The organism is Pseudomonas qingdaonensis (genome assembly GCF_018398475.1).
Classification (GTDB): domain Bacteria; phylum Pseudomonadota; class Gammaproteobacteria; order Pseudomonadales; family Pseudomonadaceae; genus Aquipseudomonas; species Aquipseudomonas palmensis.
The window spans coordinates 3,686,952-3,703,659 of record NZ_CP074676.1 but is presented as its reverse complement, the minus strand read 5'-3'; the positions used below and the strand labels follow the sequence as shown (position 1 = coordinate 3,703,659).

Here is a 16,708-nt window from a genome sequence, read left to right as displayed (position 1 = left end):
GCTTGCGGGCGAAAAAACTTAACGTGTTAACGTTATGCCCGTTGCCAGGTAGGTTGCCTGTTGCTGCGCCGGCGCGCTCAGCGCCCCGGCCACATGCTGCGCAATACGCCATCGCGGCGGACAAAACCGTGCACCAGTGCGGCGGCGATATGCACCAGCACCGTGGCAAACAGCAGGTACGCCAGCCAGCCGTGCAGGGCGCGCAGCAGGGCGTACAGGCGCAGGTCGTGGGGCGCGATGGCCGGCAGTTGCCACGGCAGCGGGTAGCCACCGGCCGATTGCATGCCCCAGCCGATCAGCGGCATGCCCAGCATCAACCCGTACAGCAGCAGGTGCGAAGCCTTGGCGGCCCACTGCTGCAGGCGTGGCAGGTCGCTGGGCAGGGGCGGGGTGGCGTAACGCAGGCGTGTGGCGATGCGCAGCACCACCAGCACCAGCAGGGCCAGGCCGATGGCCTTGTGCAGGCTGACCAGCCAGGGGTGGCGGGGCGAGAGGTCGGCGACCATGCTCACGCCGACAAACAGCATCGTCAGGATCAACACGGCCATCAGCCAGTGCAGCAGGCGCGCCAGCGGGTGGAAGCGGGTGGACGGGTGCAGGTTCATGGGTGGGCCCCCAGGGCGGTTTCGCGGCTGCGCCGGTTGAAGGATTCGGCATAGGCGGCCGAGCGGGCGGCCAGGATCGGGTCGGCCGAGGCCTGGATGCCGTCGGGCAGTATCAGCGGGTCGAAGTTCAGGTCACGGCATTCGCCCTGCTCGGGCGCATCGACGTGGTCGATCACCAGGGTGCCGGCATCGACCTGCTGGCGGGTGACGGGCCAGGGGCGCGCGGGGTCGTCCACCGGGTCGTCGGCGCCGGCCAGGGTCAGGCGCAGGGTCCAGCGCAGCGGGCCCTTGGCCAGGCGTTGCTGCAGGTCGTGCTGAAGGAAGTTCCTGTCGTCGACCTGGGCTGCCAACGGGGCGAAGTCGCTGTGCGGCTGCAGGCTCCAGCGCACGTACTGCACCTTGCCCGCCGCATCCACCAGGCGAAACGCGTTGATGCTGTTGAAGGCCGAGCTGGCAAAGCTGTCGGAGGGCTTGTAGTCCCTGGCCCACTGGCGGAAGGCGGCGCTTTCGGGATGCCTGGCGAAAAACGCCTGCAGGGCCGCCGGGTCCGGCTTGCCGGTGGCCGGGTCGGGCGTCGAGGCCAGCACCTGTTCGTAGAACCCTGCGGCATCGCTGACGGCCAGCACTGGCGGGGTGTTCATGCCGGTACGCCAGCGCTGACCGTCGTCGCTGCTGAACTGCAGCGCCAGGCTGCGGGTGGCGACACTGGCGTCGGCGCTGAACGGGTTGGCGCCGCCGATGGCGAAACGTCCGATCACCGGCACTCTGGATTGGCTGAACACCCGGGCCCGCGACCAGCTGGCAGCCTGGCCGCTGCTGTCGAAATAGCCGCTCACGCACAGGCCCTTGGCGTGGTTCTTTCGATAGCCGGGGTAGTGCCCGGCCTGGGCCTCGAAGGTGTCGATGATACGTTGCGGGGTCAGGCGCTGCGGGCCGATCCAGCCGGCAGCGTAGGCAAAGCTTGCGCCCAGGGCGGCGATACCCAGGCCGATGACGGCCAGGCGCAGGGTGCGGGCGCGACCGTTTAACGGAGTGCTCATGGCGGCGATCCGGTCAGTGAATGAGCCGATACGACGCACCGCACCAGGTTTTATTCCACGCCGGCGGGAATAAATTTCGGCGGCGAGCGTCTGCCTCGTACACTGACTGCCAGCCGCCCAGAACCCCGACCATGAACGATCTTGATGACGACCAGTTGCGCGACATGCTCCAGCGCCTGCGCCGCTTTGCCTTGTGGCTGACCCGCGAGGCCAGCAGCGCCGACGACCTGGTGCAGGCCACGGTGGAGCGCGCCCTGAGCCGGCGCGGCCAGCAGCGTGGCGATGACAGCCTGCGCGCCTGGCTGTTCGCGATCCTGTACCGGCTGTTCATCGACGCCAAGCGCCGCGAGCGCCGGCATGCACGCTGGCTGGCGTGGTTCGGGCGCGACGAGGCGGTGGGCAGCAGCACCGAGGATATCGTGCTCGCCGAGTCGGGCCTGGCCGCATTCGCGCGCCTGCCCACCGAGCAACGGGCGCTGTTGCTGCTGGTGAGTGTCGAGGGCCTGAGCTACAAGGAGGCCGCCCAGGCCCTGGACGTGCCCATCGGCACGGTGATGTCGCGCCTGTCGCGGGCGCGTGCGGCAATGCGAGAACTGGCCGAGGGCAATACGCCGCCCCCGGCATTGCGGAGGTTGAAATGAGCCGGCTGATCCCGTCCGAAGACGAGTTGCACGCCTATGTCGACGAACGCCTCGAGGCGGCGCGCCGCCGCGAGGTGGAACTGTACCTGGCAGCCCACCCCGAGCAGGCGGCGCGGGTCGAGGGCTGGCGCGCCGATGCACGCCTGCTGCGCACCGCCCTGGCCGGGCTGGCCGAGCAGCCCGCGAACCCGCGGCTCGACCCGGCAGCCGTGCGCCGCGCCGTGCGCCAGCGCCATCGCCGCCAATGGGCCAGCGCGGCGATGTTGCTGGTGGCACTGGGCATCGGTGGCCTGGGCGGCTGGCAGGCGCGCGAGTCGAGCCTGCAGGCGGGCCTCGCACCGATGGCCGATGCCGTGCAGGCGCACCGCCTGTTTGCCCAGTCGGGCACATTGGACCTGAACGTGCAGCGGCCGGGGCAATTGCAGGCCTGGCTGGGCGAGCACTTTGCCCAGGCAGGGCAGTTGCCGGACCTCTCGGCCTATGGCTTCACGCCGGTGGGCGCGCGGTTGCTCAGCAACGAGCAGGGGCCGGCGGCGCTGCTGCTGTTTCAGGATGCCAGCGGCGAGCGGGTCAGCCTGTTCCTGCGTTCGCCCGGCGAGCACTATGCGCGCATGCCCAGTGGCGAGCGGGTGGACGGCGAGTTGCAGGCCCGCTACTGGTCGCAGGGCGCCTACAACTACGCGCTGGTCAGCCCGGCAGCAGAGCCGCGTGCCGCGCAGTTGCGCCAGGCACTGGGGATTGCCCTGTAGCCGGTGCGAACAGGTCCATGAAGTGGCTTGCCTGCGGGGTGCTCTGCTCCCCCGGGCACACCATGTACAGGCCCAGCGGCGGGGTGTCGTGCAGGGCACAGAAGTGCACGCCGTCCTGACGGTTGGCCCGCGCCGCCGCCTGCGGCACCAGGGCCACGCCGAACCCGCAGCCCACCAGGCTGACCAGTGTCTGCATCTGCGCCGCCTGCTGGCTGATGCGCGGGGTGAAGCCGGCGCGTTCGCACAGGCTCAGCATCTGCTGGTGAAAGCCGCTGCCCAGGGCCGGCGGGGTGAACACGAAGTCTTCGTCTGCGGCCTCGCCCAGGTGCACCGGGCCACCGTGGGCCAGTCGGTGCCCGGCAGGCACCGCCAGCAGCAGCGGCTCGTCGAGGATCAGCCGGCTGTGCAGGCGCTCGCTCAGCCCCGGCAACTGGCGCATGAAGGCCACGTCCAGTTCACCACCCAGCACGCCCTCGGCCAGTTGCGCCGAGGGTTGCTGCTGCAGGCTCAGGCGCACCTTGGGCCACTGCGCGCGAAACCGGCGCAGGGCCTCGAGCAGGGGCGGGTAGCCGGCCAGTGCCAGGCTGCCGATGCGCAGGTGCCCGCTGACCCCGTCGGCCACCTCGCGGGCGTGTTCGGCGCCCTGGTCCAGCAGGCTCAGGGTGGCGCGCGCGGTCTCGACGAAGGCCTGGCCGGCGCCGGTCAGGCACACCCCGCGCGAGTGACGGACCAGCAGTGTGCAACCGAGCTTCTGTTCCAGCCGCGCAATCGCCTGGCTCAGCGGCGGCTGGGCCATGTGCAGGCGTTCGGCGGCGCGGTGGATGTGCAGTTCTTCGGCAACGACGATGAACTGGCGTAACAGGCGGGTCTCGATCATGGCGGCGTCCCTGGCGCGGTGCGATATCTGACGGGTATCGGAACCGGCCTTCGATAATATTCAACTTTGCGCGGCGCGCTCGATAGGCTCGACGACTTTACAGGAGAGCGCCCATGAACTTCACCCATCGCACCTTTCTCGTCACCGGCGCCGCCCGCGGCCTGGGGCTTGCCTACGCCAGGGCCCTGGCCGAACGCGGCGCGCGGGTGGTCATTACCGACCGCGGCGCCGACCGCGCCGGCTGCGGCACCGACCCCGGCCCGGTCGAACGGGCGGCCCAGGCCCTGCAGGCGGCGGGGCACCAGGTACTCGGGCACTGCGCCGAGCTGGCCGATGAAGCGGCCTGTGAGGCGCTGGTGGCACGCACTGTGGAGCAGTTCGGCGGCCTCGACGGGGTGATCCACAACGCCGGCTGGGTGGGGTACCAGCCGATCGAGCAGGTGGATGCAGGCTTTGTCGAGCGCGCCCTGGCGATCAACGTGCAGGCGCCCTTGTGGCTGTGCAAGCACGCCTGGCCGCACCTGAAGGCCAGCGCCGCGCCGCGTGTGGTGCTGACGACCTCCGACCGGGCGATGTATGCGTGCTACGCGCAGACCGGGCTGGCGGCCTATGCCGCCGGCAAGATGGCGCAGCTGGGCATCATGAATGCCTTGAGCGAAGAGGGCGCCGCACACGGCATCCTGGTCAACGCGGTTTCGCCGGTGGCGCGCACGCGCATGTGGGGCGAGGAGGGCGAGCCGGATGACCTCAAGCCCGAGTGGGTGGTGCCGGGGGTGGTGTACCTGGTGTCGGACGCGTGCCAGGTGACGGGGCAGGTGCTGCGCGCCAGCAACGGGCAGTTCGTGGCCACGCGCTTCGAGGAGCAGGCGGGGGTCACCTACCCGAGGGATCTGCGCGGGGTCGAGGCGCAGCAGCCCGAGCAGGTGGCGCAGTGCTGGGCGGCGCACGGAATCTGAGGCATCGCCGGGGGATCGCGCCTACTCTTTCAGGCAGACCGTTTGCCATTGCGACCGGCCACCTGATAAAACCTGTATGCAGCATTGCGTCAGGCGTTAATACCCCGATGCCACAGCCGTTCGCTGGCGTCGTACATATGGAATCCAGAATGACCCCAAGACACGTAATCAACGCATCTGTCAGCCCCAAAGGCAGCCTGGAGACACTCTCCCAACGTGAAGTGCAGCAACTGAGCGAAGCCGGTTCCGGCAGCATCTACACCCTGTTCCGCCAGTGCGCCCTGGCCATCCTCAATACCGGCGCCCACGTCGACAACGCCAAGACCATTCTCGACGCCTACAAGGACTTCGAAGTCCGTATCCACCAGCAGGACCGCGGCGTGCGCCTTGAGCTGCTGAACGCGCCAGCCGATGCCTTCGTCGATGGCGAAATGATCGCCAGCACCCGCGAAATGCTGTTCAGCGCCCTGCGCGACATCGTCTACACCGAAAGCGAACTGGACCGCATGGGCATCGACCTGGAAAGCTCCCAGGGCATCACCGACTACGTCTTCCAGCTGCTGCGCAACGCGCGCACCCTGCGCCCGGGCGTGGAGCCGAAGATGGTGGTGTGCTGGGGCGGCCACTCGATCAGCACCGAGGAATACCAGTACACCAAGAAGGTCGGCCACGAGCTGGGCCTGCGCAAGCTGGACATCTGCACCGGCTGCGGCCCGGGCGTGATGAAGGGGCCGATGAAGGGCGCCACCATCGCCCACGCCAAGCAGCGCATGAGCATCGGTCGCTACCTGGGCCTGACCGAGCCGGGCATCATCGCCGCCGAGGCGCCGAACCCGATCGTCAACGAGCTGGTGATTCTGCCGGACATCGAAAAGCGCCTGGAAGCCTTCGTGCGCGTGGGCCACGGCATCATCATCTTCCCTGGTGGCGCAGGCACGGCCGAGGAGTTCCTGTACCTGCTGGGCATCCTGATGCACCCGGAAAACCGCGACCTGCCGTTCCCGGTGATCCTCACCGGCCCGCGCAGCGCCGAGGCGTACCTGCAGCAGCTGCATGATTTTGTCGGCGCCACCCTGGGCGAGGCGGCCCATGCGCTGTACGAGATCATCATCGATGACCCGGCCCAGGTGGCGCGGCAGATGACCGAGGGGCTCAGGCAGGTCAAGCAGTTCCGCCGCGAGCGCAACGATGCGTTCCACTTCAACTGGATGCTGAAGATCGAAGAGGGCTTCCAGCGCCCGTTCGACCCGACCCACGCCAACATGGCCAGCCTGCAGCTGAGCCGCGACTTGCCGGCACACGAGCTGGCGGCGAACCTGCGCCGGGCGTTCTCCGGGATCGTGGCGGGCAACGTGAAGGACAAGGGCATTCGCCTGATCGAGGAGCATGGGCCGTACGAGATCCATGGCGATACCGCGATCATGCAGCCACTGGACAAGCTGTTGCAGGCGTTCGTGGAGCAGCATCGGATGAAGCTGCCGGGTGGGGCGGCGTATGAGCCGTGCTACCGCGTGGTGAGTTGAAGCTTCGCCGGCAAGGCCGGCTCCTACAGACGGTGCACGACCTGTAGGAGCCGGCCTTGCCGGCGAATGGGCCAAAACGATCAGCCCTGCTGCAAGCGCCTGAGCACCAACCCGGTCAGCTCATCGATCATCGGCCGGAACGCTTCGGCCGTGCAGTGCTGCCCGAGCATCACGGTGCGTGTGGTGAGGTGCGAGAACAGCGCATCGAACAGCACGTGCGGCAGTTCCGACAGCGATGCATCCGCGGCCACTGCCCCTTGCCCGCGCTGGCCTTCGAGCAAGCGCAGAATCAGCGAATGCCACACCTGCGGGCCATGCTCGTACCAGGTCTGGCCCACTTCGGGCACATGCGCCGTGCCATTGACCACCAGGCGGTAGAACGCCACGTGCCGCGGGCTGGTGACCACCGCCACCAACTGGTCGAGGATCAGCCGCAGCCCCTCGGCCAGCCCCACGGTGCTGGTGTCCAGCTGGCGCAGGTCGATGATGAAGTCGTCGCACAGGTACTCCACCACCGCCACCAGCAGCTCGTTCTTGCTGCCGAAGTAGCGGTAGATGGTGGCCTTGGAACCGCCTGCCGCGGCGACGATGGCGTCCATGCTGACGCCATCGTAGCCGTGCTCCAGAAACAGCTCGCTGGCGGTCACCAGCAGGTTGCGCCTGCGCTCCACACTTCGGCTCGTAGGGGAAGTCGGGGCACGGTGCAACGGGGTCATGGGCGCTACTCTTTGTCAGGGAGCGCGTACGCTATCACGTAATCCCCGCGATCTGGAGACTGGCGCGCACCGCCGGCCACCACCACCACGTACTGACGGCCCGAGCGCGGCGACACGTAGCTCATCGGTGTGGCCTGGCCGCCGACCGGCAGGCGACCCTTCCACACTTCCTCGCCCGTGGCGATGTCCAGTGCCCGCAGGTAGTAGTCCTGGGTACCGGCATAGAACACCAGCCCGGCACCGGTGCTCACGCCGCCGCCCAGGGTGGGCATGCCCAGCGGGATCGGCAGGTTGGCACGCACGCCATTGATCACCGCGTCCTGCACCGTACCGGCCGGACGTTCCCAGACCTGCTTGCGGGTTTTCAGGTCGATGGCGGCGAACACGCCCCATGGCGGGCTCTGGCAGGGGATGCCCAGTGGCGAGTTGAAGGCCTTGTGGTCGATCACGAACGGCGTGCCGTCCATCGGGTAGGTACTGCCCACGCCGTGCCCGGACTTGAGGTGCGACAGGTCGACGTTTTCACGCTTGACCAGCTTGACCACCTGCGGGATGCGGATGTCGTTGAGGAACAGGTAGCCGTTGCGCTCGTCGATGGCCGCGCCGCCCCAGTTGAAGCCACCGTAGTAGCCCGGGTAGATCAGGGTGTCGCGGGTGCTCGGTGCGGTGAACTCACCCTCGTAGTTGAGTTCGCGGAAGTTGATGCGGCACATCAGCTGGTCGAAGAAGGTCGCGCCCCACATGTCCTGTTCGGTCAGCGGTTCGGCGCCCAGCGCCGGCATGCCTACCGAGTAGGGTTGGGTCTTGGCTACCCAGTCGCCTTCGGCATGGGCCTGGGGCACGGGTTTTTCGACCACGTCGGCAATCGGCTTGCCGGTGCGACGGTCGAGCAGGAAGATCTGCCCGCGCTTGGTCAGCTGGATCAGCGCGGGGATCTTGCCGCCCTTGCCGTCCGGCACGTCGTACAGCGCCGGCTGGGCAGCCACGTCGTAGTCCCAGATGTCGTGGTGCACGGTCTGGAAGGTCCAGCGCTCGCGGCCGGTGGCCATGTCCAGGGCAACCACGGCAGACGAGTATTTCTCGGTCAGCGCCGGGCGATCGCCACCCCAGAAATCGGGCTGCTGGTTGCCGGTAGGCAGGTAGACCAGGCCCAGTTCGTCATCGAACGCCGGGGTAGACCACATGTTCGGCGTGCTGCGGGTATAGGTTTCGCCCTCCGGTGGCAGCTTGGTGATGGCCGGGTTGCCCAGGTCCCACGCCCACACCAGTTCGCCGGTGTCGGCGCTGAAGGCACGCACCACGCCTGACGGTTCGTCGGTGGAGCGGCCATCGAAGACCCAGCCGCCGAGGATGATCAGGTTGCGTGCCACGGTGGGCGCGGAGGTGTAGGCGTAGTACGGCACGCCTTCATCCACCAGGCCCAGGCCCTGGGTCAGGTCGACCGAGCCCTTGTCGCCGAAGTCTTCGCACGGCTTGCCGGTGTCGGCGTCGATCTCGATCAGCCGTGCATCCATGGTGACCTGCACGATGCGCTTGGCGCACACACCACCCGTGGCGCGTGGGGCGGGTGCCAGGTCAGCGAACTGGAACGGCTTCTGGACCTTGGCCGGCTCGTAGTAGCCAAGGCCGCGGCAGCGGTTCCAGGTCTTGTCGTTGGCGGGCTTGGAGTCGAAGGTCCAGCGCTCCTTGCCGGTGTCGGCATCCAGCGCGATGACCTTGCTCAACGGGGTGCAGGTGTACACCGTTTCGGCGATCTGGATCGGCGTGTTCTGCGACTCGGAGGCGCCTTCGGCGATCTCGCCGGTGCGGTAGGTCCAGGCCACCTGGAGCTTGTCGATGTTGCCCTTGTTGATCTGGTCCAGCGGCGTGAAGCGCGTGCCCTGCGGGCCGTTGCTGTAGTGCTGCCAGTCCTGGGGGGCGCCGGCCGTGGTGGCCGGGGTGTCGAGCACCGGTTCGGTGGTGGCGTGCATGACCCCGTGCGGCACGAAGGTCGAGGCGCCGCCGGCCACCAGGGCCAGCCCGAACAGGGCGGCGCAGGCATGGCTGAGGCCACGCTGACGGCCGCCGGCCAGGTACGGATGCAACACCGCCGCCACCAGGCCGATCACCAGGAACGGCGCCAGGCGCGGCACCAGTGGCCAGAAGCGCAGGCCGACTTCCCACAGCGACCAGATGACGGTGGCGCCGAACACCAGCGCCATCAGGCCGGCGCCCAGCGGCTTGCGCCGGGCATAGAGCACACCGGCCAGCAGCATGCCCAGGCCGGCCAGCAGGTAGTACCACGAGCCGCCGAGGGTGGCCAGGCGCACACCGCCGACCGCCAGGGCCAGGCCACTGAGGCCGAGCAGGGTACCGAAGATATAAAAGGCAAGGCGAGTTGAAGCAGGGGCAGGGGCCCCCGGGTTATCTGTGTTTTTCATTCCTGTTTGTCCATGACACGACCCCAGCTGCGCGGGCATGGGGGCGTGGATTCATGTTTAGTACTGTACGGTACAGTTTTATTTTGAACCTGTTCAGGCGGCAATGAAAGACAAAATGTCGCACCGGTGAAATTTTTTGTGACAATCATCGGGATCAGGATGAACAGCAAGGGGAGTGCAGACATGGTGTTGCAGGTGGTGGCGAGTACGCCCAGGACGGTGGTGGTGATGCCGGATGCGGTGTTGGCGCCGTGGGTGAACCAGGCGTTGATCGACAGCTTTGTGCTGCACCAGCCGTTTTTGCCGTGGGCCAAGGCCGCACCGGCGTTGCAGGACACGCGCAACAACCTGCGCCAGGCGTTGCTGGACCACGCGCGGGTGGCGGCCGAGAAACGTTACTTCATTCTCACGGCCGATCAGACCGCGGTGATTGGCTGTGCGGGACTGCACCCGGACCCTGCGGGCGAGCATGCGCATGTGCTGGGGTACTGGGCCAACGTCGGGTACAGCGGGCAGGGGTTGATGAGCGAAGGCATCGGCGCGCTGCTGGCGGCGCAGGATTTCGGCACCCTGCGCCTGACCGCGGCGTCGGTGAACGGCGCCAGCCATGGGCTGGCCAGGGCGCTGGGGTTCGAGGTGGTGCGGGTGGTGGAGGGTGTGCGCGATACACCGTGGCATGGGGTGCATGACACCTGGATATTCGAGCGCAGGGTTGAGGGATGATTGAGGCGGGGCTGCCTTGCAGCCCATCGCGGGTCAAGCCCGCTCCCACAGGTATTGCGATGTTCCTGGGGCCGGCGCAGTACTTGTGGGAGCGGGCTTGACCCGCGATGCGGTCAGAAGGTGGCGCGCACGCTCAGGCGCAGGTTGCGCGGCTCGCCGTACCAGCCCTGGCTGTAGAAGCCGATCTGCTCGTAGTAACGCTTGTCGAACAGGTTGTCGACATGCGCACTGACACTCAGGTGGTCGTTGAGGGCGTAACGGCTCATCAGGCTGACCAGCGTGTAGCCGCCTTGCTCCAGGTCGGTGAAACCGCCCGGCATCGCCACGTCGCTGCGTGACACGCCACTGCGCCACGTTGCGCCTCCGCCCACGGTCAGTTTGTCCAGCACACCGCCCAGGCGGTAGGTGGTGAACAGCTTGGCCTGGGTGCGCGGGTGGTTGGTGTTGATCGCCTTGTCGTCAGCATTGCGGGCAATGAAGTGGGTGTAGCTGGCCGACAGGTTCCACTGCTCGGTGAGCTGTCCGGCCAGCTCCAGGTCGAAGCCGTCGACCCGCGCCCCGGTGCCGGCCTTGTACGCCTGCTCATTGGGGCGCCCCTCCACGTTCACCCCCGGGATCGCTTCGGCCAGGCCCTCCTGCTGTGTGCGGTACACCGCCAGCGCTGCGTTCAGGCGACCGTCCAGGTAGCCGGCCTTGATGCCGGCCTCGTAGCTGTCACCGGTCACCGGGTCGAGGATGCTGCCGTCCGGCCCGCGCGCGTTCTGCTGGTTGAAGATGCTGGTGTAGCTGGTGTACAGGCTGTAGGTCGAGTTCAGGTCATACACCAGCCCCGCGTAGGGCGTCACTTCGTTGCGGTAGCGGTACTGGCGCAGGCTGCCGTAGTAGTCCTGGTCGATTTCCCAGTTGCTGACCCGTGCGCCGAGTATCAGGTGCAGCGGGTCGGCCAGCGACAGGCGCGTTACCGCGTAGCCGCCGTTCTGGCGGGTGTGGGTGGCATCGCCCGAGGCACGCACGTTGGCCCAGGCGGGCTCGGCAATGTGGTTGCTGTTCCAGTCCATGAAGTTGCCGGTATCCGGCACCGTGCCCAGCGGCCTGAACTGGTCGATGGTCAGGTCGTCGTCGATGCTCATCGCACCGAACGCCAGTTCGTGGCTGCGGCCCAGCAGCTGGAACGGCCCGCTGGCGGTCAGGTGCCAGTCGTCACGGGTGCGTTCGCCCTCGTACTTGAGGAAGCTGGCCGACATGCCGCGCCCGGTTTCGCGGTCCGGGTAGCCGCCGCGGTACAGGTAGCGCATGCGGTAGTTGCCTTCGAAGCGGCTGTAGGCGGCGCGCAGCTTCCAGTCGTTTTCCAACTGGTGCTCGAGGTCGACGAAGGCGGTGGTGGACTCGGTGCCGAAGTAGCCCCACTTGGTGTTGTTGGCCGCCGATCGGCCGAAATCGGTACGCCCGCCGTCCTTGTAGAACAGCGGAAAGCCGCTGCCCATGCCGTCGGTTTCGTTCTTCTGGTACTCCAGGCTGGTGGTCAGCCGGGTGCGCGGGCCCAGTTCGCTGCTGACCACGCCGTACAAGGTGCGCGAGCCGTAGTCCAGGTAGCTGACGTGGCTGTCCTTCTGCGAATAGGCGGCCACCACCCGCGCGGCGATGCGCCCGTCCTCGGTCAGCGGGGCCGACACGTCCACATCACCCCGTCGCTCGTCCCAGCGCCCGATGCCCGCCGAGCCGCTGGCGGCGAACTCGGGCAGCGGGCGCTTGCGCACGAAGTTGACCGCCGCCGACGGGCTGCCGGCGCCGGTCAGCAGGCCGGTGGAGCCGCGCACGATCTCGACGCGATCATAGATGGCCGAGTCCATCTCGGTGGCGCCGAAGTTCCAGAAGCCGTTGATCGGCGAGGCCAGGCCGTCGAACTGGAAGTTGTCGATGGTGAAACCACGCGCCGAGAACGACAGGCGATTGCTGTCGTTGCGCACATGGGAAATGCCCGGCGCGCTGTCGAGAATCTGCGCGGTGTTGCTCAGGCCCTCGTCCTCGATCTGCTGGCGGGTCACCACGCTGACCGACTGCGGGGTTTCGCGGATCGACATCGGCAAGCCGATGGCGGTGGACATCGCGCCGGTGGTGTAGCTGGCGCTGCCTTCGGTGGTCTGCGGCCGGTACGCCTCGCCCTGTACGTCGGTGGCCTGCAGTGTCAGCACCGGCTTTTCGGCGGACTCCTCGGCACTGGCCATCAGGGAGACAAAGGCCCCGCCCAGCAGGGCGATACGCACGCTGCTGATCGGTCGGGTAGAGGGGGCAAGGCGGCGCTGCATGGGAATCGTTCTCCGCAGAGTATCGTTATCGTCTGCGTATTATTCACAGTTGCTTGCGGGGCCACGTTTGGCAGATGCCAGACTGCTTATGGGCGCTGCCAAAGCGTGCGTCGGGAGGGGAACTTCAGGCGGTCTCGCGGGGGGCGTGGCCAAAGCGCTGGCGAAACGCGGTGGCGAAATTGCTGGCGTGGCGGTAGCCGACATGGTGGGCGGCCTGCTGGATCTGCCAGCCCTGTTCGAGCAACTGGCGGGCCTGGTCGAGGCGCCGGTTGCGCAGGTAGCCGAACACCGTTTCGCCGTACAGCGCGCGGAACTTGCTGCGTAGCGAGCTGCTGCTCATGCAGGCCAGGCGCGCCAGTTCGGTGAGGTCGTGCTCGTCGCCGGGCTGTTGGTGCAGGTGCTCGCGCACCCGTTCGAGCATCAGCCGGTCGCGTGGGCACAGGCCCGGCGAAGGGCCCGGCAGGCTGTCGAAACTGGCCAGGCCGTGGCTGAGCAGTTGCAGGCTCAGGCCCTGGCACAACAGGTGCTGCAGGGTGCCTTGCCAGCGACCGGACAACATGTCTTCGATGCCCGCCAGCAAGTGCGCGGGCAGGGTCCAGCAACTCAGGGCCGAGCCGTGGCCGCGCAGGCGAGCCTCGATCAGCTCGGCCAAGGCCTCTTCGCCCACATCCTGCGGGCGGCGCAGCGACAGGTTGAGCCCGCGCAGGTGCGCGCCACCGCGGTGCAGTGCCGACATCGGCCGGCCATCGCCGCACAGCGCGGTGATGCAGGCGCCTGGTTGCAGGGGCTGGGTGCGGGTGTAGGTGATCGAGGCCTGACCCTGGAGTACCAGCGCGAGGGTCAGGTCAGGCATGTCCAGCGAATCGGCGCGGTAGGTGTGGAAGGCCTGCACGTCGGAGTTCACCAGGCTGAAGCCGGGGGCCAGGCGATGTTCGCTGATATGGCCCTGCATCAGGCACGGATCGTCCTCGCCGCCGTCGCCTTCGGGCAGGCTATAGTGCACGTCGTAGCGCTGGCCCAGGGCATGGAAGTCGCTCAGCAGGTAGCGGGTGGGCGCGGACAAGACAGGGCTCGGGTGTCGAAAAAAGGAAGGCGATAATAGCATTCATTCTCAAATGCAGGGTGGCTGGAGTGGGGCGGTGATGAGCGAAACATGTCAGGTGCGCCAAGCACTGGAAACGGATGCGCCGGCGATCAGCCGGGTGATTGTCGAGGCCTTGCGCACGAGCAACAGCCAGGATTATTCGCCGGCGGTGATTGCGCGGGTGGAGCAGAGTTTTTCCTCCGAGGCGCTGCTGGGGTTGATGGCGCGTCGGCAGGTGGTGGTGGCGCAGTTGGGCGGGCAGGTGGTGGGTACCGCGAGCCTGGAGGGGGACGTGGTGCGCACGGTGTTCGTGGCGCCGGACCGGCAGGGGCTGGGCATCGGTCGGGCCTTGATGCTGCATGTTGAAGAGCTGGCCGGTGCGTCGGGGGTGCAGGCGCTGCGGGTACCGTCCTCGCTGACGGCGCAGGCGTTCTATGCGCGGTTGGGGTATGCGGTGGTACGCGAGGTGGTGGAGGGGGAAGAACGCACCATCGTGATGGCCAGGGCGCTGGGCAGGTGACACCGCGTCGGGGCATTCGCCGGCAAGGCCGGCTCCTACAGGCTGTGCAGGAGCCGGCCTTGCCGGCGAAGCAGGCGCGTCAGAACTGCGGCGTGTACTTGACGCTGAACATCATGTTGCGCGGCTCGCCGTAGTTGTTGTTGCCGCCGAGCTGGTTGTAGCCCGAGGCAATGTAGTGTTTGTCGAACAGGTTGTTGGCGTTGACTGCCACACTCACCTCAGGCGTCAGCTGATAGGCCAGGCGTGCATTCCACACCGTGTAACCGGGCACATCAAACGTACTCTCGTAACCCAGTGTGTGGCTCTGGCTGCTGAAGCCCAGGCCCGCGCTTACGCGGCTCCAGTCGCCCGGCAAACGGTAGTCGCTCCATACCCGCAGCATGTGCTTGGGGGTCCACTGGTTGAAGACCTTGCCTTCGTTCTCCGGGTCCTTGATGTACGTGGTGGTGGTGTAGGTGTACCCGGCGAACAGCTGCAGGTCGGGCATCACTTCGCCACTGATTTCGGCTTCGAAACCCTGGCTGCGCACCTTGCCGGACGCTTTCGAGCAATCGCCGGAGCCACATTGCGCAGAAGCGTCGGTGATCGCTCGGTTGTTCTGGTCGTAGCGGAACACGGCGAACGAGGTGTTGACCCGGCCATCCATCAGTTCGCCCTTGAGGCCCACTTCGTAGTTGCTGCCGACAATCGGCTTCAGTACCGATTGTGCGGCATCGAGTTCGCTCTGCGGCTGGAACACGTCGGTGTAGCTGGCGTAGGCCGCCCATTCCTGGGTCAGGTCATAGATGATGCCGGCATAGGGGGTAACCACACCGGTTTCGGTCATGACGCTTGGGTCAGCGACCGTCACCGTGTTGCCCTGTGTGATGACTGAGGAGTAGCGGAAGTCGTACCAGCTCACGCGCGAGCCAAGCACTACGGTCAACGGCTCGGCCAGCTTGACCCGCCAACTGCCGTACAGGCCTTTCTGGCGCACGTCATATTCGCTTGCGGTGGCTCGGCCGCCGTCACGCATCAGGCTGTCGTAGCTGGGTTTGGGGCGGTCGTGGTCGATATCGAAGATATTGCCGCCGTTGATGAAGGTGCGCGCGAACACATCGTCGGTCTTGAGCTGGGAATAGTTGCCACCCAGGATGAGTTCCTGTTGCAGCCCCAGCGTTTCGAAATGGCCGTTGACGTAGGCGTCCAGACCCACTTTGGTCGAGTCGAAGTCGGTGTACCAGTTGGCATACTGGACACCGCTGCCGTCAGGATTCAGCCCTTGGCCGGTGGTTTGCACCCGCTGGTGCAGCGAGTCGTTGCTCTCGCTCATGTACACGGCGGCGGCATGCACCTTCCAGTCGTCGTTGAAGCGGTGGTCGAGGTCGGCAAACACCGTGGTCACGTCGATTTCGGAGTGGTTCCAGCGCGCGCCGGTATAGGTCGAGCGCGGCACGTCCACAGGGCGTCCGTCGGCATAGCGCGGCAGGCCACGCAGCATGGGCCGTGAGGTGTTGTCCGAGTAGCTCACGCCCACACCCACGGTGGTGTCCGGGCTCAGGTCGAAATCCAGCGCGCCGTACAGCGAGTGGGTCTTGCTCCACTCGTAGTCGATGAACGACTGGCTCTGGTCTTCGTCGGCGACGAAGCGCCCGCGGATCGTGCCCTGCTGGTTCAGCGGGCCGCCAGCGTCCAGCTGCAGGCCGTAGTGGTCCCAGGAGCCGGCCTTGCCGGTGACGGTCACGGTGGGTTTGTCCTGCCCGCGCTTGCGCACCAGGTTGATCGCGCCGCCCGGGCTGCCGGTGCCCTGCAGCAGGCCCGAGGCACCGCGCAGGAACTCGATGCGGTCGAAGAAGATCAGGTCCTGGGTCGCCCAGTTGCCCAGCGAGTAGGTGTTGCGCGGAATCGGCACGCCGTCGTACTGCCAGTCGTCGATCTGAAAACCGCGCGACATCAGGATCATGCCCTTGCCCACGCCTTGCTGGCCGACCAGGCCGGTGGTCTGGTTGGCGGCGTCCTTGAGGTTGGTCAGGCCCTGGTCGTCCATCTGCTTGCGGGTCATGACGCTGACCGACTGGGGGATTTCCTTGAGCGTGTGTTCGCCCTTGCCGATGGTGGTGACCCGCGCTGCGTAGGAGTTCGAGCCTTCGGTGGTGGCCAGGTTGCGCACCTCGGTGATGCTGGTGGCGCCCAGCTCCAGTGCGCCGTCGACACTCACACCTTGCACCACGCTGAAGTGGCCGCTGCCGGTCACCAGCAGTTGCAGCCCGCTGCCGGCCAGTGCGGCCTGCAGGGCCTGCTCGGCGCTCATCTGCCCACGGACGGCCGGGGCCTGTCTGCCCTGCACCAGGGCCGGGTCGAGGGAGATGATCTGGCCGCTCTGGCTGGCGATGGCATTGAGCGTGGCGGCGAGCGGGCCGGCCGGCAGGTTGAACGCAAGTGCCTGCTGCTGGGCAGACACGGCGCAGCTCAGGGTGGCCAGGGCAACGGCGACGGGGAGGGCGCGGGACCAAGGGTTGAGCACGGAATTCTCCTGATTGTGTGTGCAGTCAGGAGATAGGTGGGATGA

At 67.1% G+C, this 16,708-nt stretch carries 14 protein-coding genes; 6 read left to right on the top strand and 8 right to left on the bottom strand.

What is annotated here, in order from left to right; all coding sequences use genetic code 11:
• Nucleotides 1-77: 77 nt before the first annotated feature.
• Together KH389_RS16800 and KH389_RS16795 are read right to left on the bottom strand one after the other, a co-directional pair.
• The gene (locus KH389_RS16800; protein WP_058541244.1) at nucleotides 78-605 is read right to left on the bottom strand and encodes a cytochrome b; all 528 of its coding nucleotides are present in this window, start codon (nucleotides 603-605) and stop codon (nucleotides 78-80) included.
• Nucleotides 602-1,645 carry a catalase family peroxidase gene (locus KH389_RS16795; RefSeq protein ID WP_213605838.1) on the bottom strand — a complete coding sequence of 348 codons (1,044 nt, stop codon included), beginning with the start codon at nucleotides 1,643-1,645 and terminating at the stop codon, nucleotides 602-604. The genes KH389_RS16800 and KH389_RS16795 overlap by 4 nt, the downstream gene beginning before the upstream one ends.
• Before the next feature lie 131 nt (nucleotides 1,646-1,776).
• Between KH389_RS16795 and KH389_RS16790 the strand changes: the two genes are divergently transcribed.
• Nucleotides 1,777-2,286, top strand: a complete 510-nt coding sequence (locus KH389_RS16790; protein WP_043860914.1) for a sigma-70 family RNA polymerase sigma factor — start codon at nucleotides 1,777-1,779, stop codon at nucleotides 2,284-2,286.
• On the top strand, nucleotides 2,283-3,035 hold the full coding sequence (locus KH389_RS16785) for an anti-sigma factor family protein (RefSeq protein WP_054915133.1): 753 nt from the start codon (nucleotides 2,283-2,285) through the stop codon (nucleotides 3,033-3,035). The genes KH389_RS16790 and KH389_RS16785 overlap by 4 nt, the downstream gene beginning before the upstream one ends.
• Here the strand turns inward: KH389_RS16785 and KH389_RS16780 are convergent.
• On the bottom strand, nucleotides 2,974-3,912 hold the full coding sequence (locus KH389_RS16780) for a LysR substrate-binding domain-containing protein (RefSeq protein ID WP_213605837.1): 939 nt from the start codon (nucleotides 3,910-3,912) through the stop codon (nucleotides 2,974-2,976). The genes KH389_RS16785 and KH389_RS16780 overlap by 62 nt on opposite strands.
• Nucleotides 3,913-4,025: 113 nt before the next feature.
• On the opposite strand from KH389_RS16780, the gene KH389_RS16775 reads away from it, so the two are divergent.
• Nucleotides 4,026-4,868: an SDR family NAD(P)-dependent oxidoreductase gene (locus KH389_RS16775; protein ID WP_213605836.1), complete on the top strand. Its 843-nt coding sequence runs from the start codon at nucleotides 4,026-4,028 to the stop codon at nucleotides 4,866-4,868.
• Between the two features lie 149 nt (nucleotides 4,869-5,017).
• A complete protein-coding gene (gene ppnN / locus KH389_RS16770) occupies nucleotides 5,018-6,391 on the top strand; it encodes a nucleotide 5'-monophosphate nucleosidase PpnN (protein WP_043860910.1) in 1,374 nt (457 codons plus the stop codon).
• 80 nt (nucleotides 6,392-6,471) lie between these two features.
• On the opposite strand, the gene KH389_RS27535 is transcribed toward ppnN, so the two are convergent.
• Nucleotides 6,472-7,107, bottom strand: a complete 636-nt coding sequence (locus KH389_RS27535) for a TetR/AcrR family transcriptional regulator (protein ID WP_081315165.1) — start codon at nucleotides 7,105-7,107, stop codon at nucleotides 6,472-6,474.
• A gap of 5 nt (nucleotides 7,108-7,112) precedes the next feature.
• Nucleotides 7,113-9,527 (bottom strand): membrane-bound PQQ-dependent dehydrogenase, glucose/quinate/shikimate family, encoded by a 2,415-nt coding sequence (locus tag KH389_RS16760; protein WP_213605835.1) that lies wholly within the window; start codon nucleotides 9,525-9,527, stop codon nucleotides 7,113-7,115.
• A gap of 159 nt (nucleotides 9,528-9,686) precedes the next feature.
• Between KH389_RS16760 and KH389_RS16755 the strand changes: the two genes are divergently transcribed.
• Entirely contained in the window at nucleotides 9,687-10,250 is a 564-nt protein-coding gene (locus KH389_RS16755) for a GNAT family N-acetyltransferase (RefSeq protein ID WP_104572640.1), read from the top strand.
• 113 nt (nucleotides 10,251-10,363) lie between these two features.
• Here KH389_RS16755 and fauA read toward each other — a convergent pair whose 3' ends face one another.
• Both fauA and KH389_RS16745 read right to left on the bottom strand, forming a co-directional pair.
• On the bottom strand, nucleotides 10,364-12,556 hold the full coding sequence (gene fauA / locus KH389_RS16750) for a TonB-dependent alcaligin siderophore receptor FauA (protein WP_213605834.1): 2,193 nt from the start codon (nucleotides 12,554-12,556) through the stop codon (nucleotides 10,364-10,366).
• A gap of 124 nt (nucleotides 12,557-12,680) precedes the next feature.
• Nucleotides 12,681-13,619: a helix-turn-helix transcriptional regulator gene (locus tag KH389_RS16745; RefSeq protein WP_213605833.1), complete on the bottom strand. Its 939-nt coding sequence runs from the start codon at nucleotides 13,617-13,619 to the stop codon at nucleotides 12,681-12,683.
• A 79-nt stretch (nucleotides 13,620-13,698) separates the two neighbouring features.
• Between KH389_RS16745 and KH389_RS16740 the strand changes: the two genes are divergently transcribed.
• The gene (locus tag KH389_RS16740) at nucleotides 13,699-14,160 is read left to right on the top strand and encodes a GNAT family N-acetyltransferase (RefSeq protein ID WP_213605832.1); all 462 of its coding nucleotides are present in this window, start codon (nucleotides 13,699-13,701) and stop codon (nucleotides 14,158-14,160) included.
• A gap of 79 nt (nucleotides 14,161-14,239) precedes the next feature.
• Here KH389_RS16740 and KH389_RS16735 read toward each other — a convergent pair whose 3' ends face one another.
• Nucleotides 14,240-16,663 (bottom strand): TonB-dependent siderophore receptor, encoded by a 2,424-nt coding sequence (locus KH389_RS16735; RefSeq protein WP_213605831.1) that lies wholly within the window; start codon nucleotides 16,661-16,663, stop codon nucleotides 14,240-14,242.
• Nucleotides 16,664-16,708 lie beyond the last annotated feature (45 nt).